Raw genomic sequence first — 2,929 nt, 5'->3', positions numbered from 1 at the left:
GTGTGAACAAAGAAAGAAGTGTGTTTCTTTGGTTCGTTTCTTTGCACATGCAAAGGAATGAATAATAAAAAGTTCTTTGTTACTTTCTTTTCAAGAAAACTTATTAATTTGAAATTAAAAATAAATCCACGTATAAAAGTTTTTGTCTTACTTTTTTCAAAAAGTAAGCTGTCGAGCCTTATCTGAGTGAATCAATAAAATTAAGCCACGTCTAAAAATTTTTGCTTACTTTTTTTCAAAAAAGTAAGGTATAAAAATATTGTCTGCTTTAAAAAAGCAGACAATAAAGATTTTATTTAATAACATCTGTACCCATAAATGGTATAAGAGCTTCAGGCACAGTAACAGAGCCGTCTGCATTCTGATAATTTTCAAGGATAGCCGCAACAGTTCTTCCCACAGCCACACCGGAACCATTAAGAGTATGAACAAACTGAGCCTTGTCCTTAGGACTGTTTTTAAATCTGATACCTGCACGTCTTGCCTGATAATCCTCAAAATTAGAACAGCTTGAGATTTCAACATAGCGGTTATAGGACGGCATCCAGACCTCAATATCATAGGTTTTTGCACTTGAAAAACCGATATCACCTGTTGAAAGAGCCACTACCCTGTAAGGCAGACCAAGTCCCTGAAGTACTCTTTCTGCGTCATTTGTAAGCTTTTCGAGTTCATCATAAGATGTTGCCGGGTCAACAAACTTAACAAGTTCAACCTTGTTAAACTGGTGCTGACGGATAAGACCTCTCTGATCTCTTCCGGCACTGCCTGCCTCTGCTCTGAAACATGCAGAATATGCACAATATTTAATAGGAAGCCTGTCCCCTGAAAGAATCTCATCTCTGTGCATGTTTGTAACCGGTACCTCAGCAGTAGGAATCAGGAAATAATCGTTGTTGGCAACTCTGAAAGCATCCTCTTCAAACTTAGGAAGCTGACCTGTACCGGTCATGGAAGCTCTGTTTACCATATAAGGCGGAAGAATTTCTGTGTATCCGTTCTGAGTATGAGTATCAAGGAAATAGCTTATAATAGCTCTTTCAAGTCTTGCACCCAGACCCTTGTAAAAATGGAATCTCGCACCTGTTACCTTTGCGGCAGTTTCCGGATCCAGAATACCCAGATTTTTACCGATATCCCAATGTGCAAGTGCCTCAAAATCAAACTTTTTCGGCTCTCCCCACTTTCTTATTTCAACATTTTCACTGTCGTCCTTGCCAACAGGTGTTGTTTCAGACGGAATATTCGGAACTCTCAGCAGTGCATCTCTCTGCTTTGCTTCAAGCTCACTTATAACAGCATTGTCCGATTTGATTTTTTCAGAAATTTCCTTCATCTGTGCCATTACAGCATCAGTATTCTCTCCGTTTTTCTTCATAACCGGAATCTGCTTTGTAACCTTGTTCTGCTCAGCTTTGAGAGCATCAGTTTCAGTAGAAAGCTTTCTTCTCTTCTCGTCGATTTCCAGTATCTCGTCAATATAGCTGTCATAATCGGCATTACGTGTTTTAAGCGCAGCCTTTACCTTGTCGGGATTTTCTCTGATAATTTTAATATCAAGCATTTGATTTACTTCCTTTGCTTTATAATTTATTACTTTGATAATTTTTCCGCCAGCGCTGACAGATCTTCCTTATCATAAAATTCCAGAATCAGAGCGCCTTTGTTTTTACCATATTCAACCTTTACTTTTCTGCCCAGAGCATTGTGAAGACCTATTTCCATTTCTTTAAAGTAGCTGTCTATATGCTCATCAGTATTTTTAGTTTTTTCTTCCTTTTCACCAGCCATTTTTTCCAGTGAGCGTACATTAAGCCTTCCCTGAGCCGCCTTTTTTGCCGCATCCAGCATTTTTTCCTCATCGTCAAATGAAAGCAGAGCCTTTCCATGACCGACTGTAAGCTCACCGTTTTCAAGCATTTCAAGTATATCCTCCGGCAGTGCCAGAAGCCTCATAGAGTTTGCAACTGAGGAACGTGAACGCCCTACTGTTTTAGCGACCTCCTCCTGAGTCATTCCAAAGGATTCCACAAGTTCACTGTAGCCTTTAGCTTCTTCAATTGGATTAAGATTTTCTCTCTGAAGATTTTCAATAAGTGCAAGCTGCATAGCCTCAAGATCGGTCAGATCTTTTATCTGAACCGGAACCTCAGACATACCCAGCATTCTTGCCGCACGCCATCTGCGCTCACCTGCAACGATCTGATAGCCATGACCATAAGGTCTGACAAGTATCGGCTGTAAAATACCATGCTGCTTTATTGATTCTGCCAGAGCAGAAATTGACTCATCGTCAAAATTTTTTCTGGGCTGTTCCCTGTTAGGCTCAATTTCAGAAATTCTCAGGGTCTGCCCTGAATCAGCATTAGTTTTGTTGTCTTCAAAAAGGGCACTCAAGCCAGTACCCAGTCCTCCTTTTGATGCCATTTGTTCACCTTCCCTTTATTTTCTTCCGAATAATTTTTTCTTTTCTTTTTTCTTCGGAGGTTCTTCCTTTAATATTTCGTGTCCTAAAAGCTCATAGAATTCTGCACCCTTTGAACTTTTATCGTAGTACATTACAGGTTTTCCGTGACTGGGAGCTTCTGAAAGTCTGACATTTCTCGGAATTTTTGTATTGAATACCTTTCCGGGAAAGTATTTTTCAACTTCTTCAACAACCTGTCCGCTCACATTAAGTCTCGGATCAAACATAGTAAACAGAATCCCCTCAATATCAAGAGATGGATTATATTTTGATTTGACTATTTTTATAGTTTCAATAAGCTGACTCAAACCTTCCAGAGCGAAAAACTCAGCCTGCATAGGAACAATAACCTTGTCGCAAGCCACAAGACCATTGACAGTCATAAGGCTAAGCGACGGCGGACAGTCAATAAAAACGAAATCATAATCCAGACGACAGGTAAGAAGCTGCATTTTAAGTCTG

3 protein-coding genes are annotated in these 2,929 nt (G+C 39.7%); all 3 read right to left on the bottom strand.

Annotated elements, in window-relative coordinates; all coding sequences use genetic code 11:
• Positions 1-292 precede the first annotated feature (292 nt).
• On the bottom strand, positions 293-1,564 hold the full coding sequence (gene serS / locus ACI4WO_RS03795; protein ID WP_439806230.1) for a serine--tRNA ligase: 1,272 nt from the start codon (positions 1,562-1,564) through the stop codon (positions 293-295).
• Between the two features lie 29 nt (positions 1,565-1,593).
• Positions 1,594-2,427, bottom strand: a complete 834-nt coding sequence (locus ACI4WO_RS03790) for a ParB/RepB/Spo0J family partition protein (RefSeq protein WP_439806229.1) — start codon at positions 2,425-2,427, stop codon at positions 1,594-1,596.
• Between the two features lie 15 nt (positions 2,428-2,442).
• Positions 2,443-2,929 (bottom strand): ParA family protein (locus tag ACI4WO_RS03785; protein ID WP_439806228.1); only part of this gene is annotated, 487 nt, incomplete at its 5' end.

Origin of the sequence: Porcipelethomonas sp., from assembly GCF_051893655.1 — a bacterium.
GTDB lineage: Bacteria > Bacillota > Clostridia > Oscillospirales > Ruminococcaceae > Porcipelethomonas.
The sequence above is the reverse complement of the archived record's forward strand: the minus strand, read 5'-3'. Positions and strand labels throughout refer to the sequence as shown.

What these genes read in the sequence shown, in the direction of transcription:
- serS (WP_439806230.1), bottom strand. Translation starts at nt 1,564, where the DNA reads ATGCTTGATATTAAAATTATCAGAGAAAATCCCGACAAGGTAAAGGCT.
- ACI4WO_RS03790 (WP_439806229.1), bottom strand. Translation starts at nt 2,427, where the DNA reads ATGGCATCAAAAGGAGGACTGGGTACTGGCTTGAGTGCCCTTTTTGAA.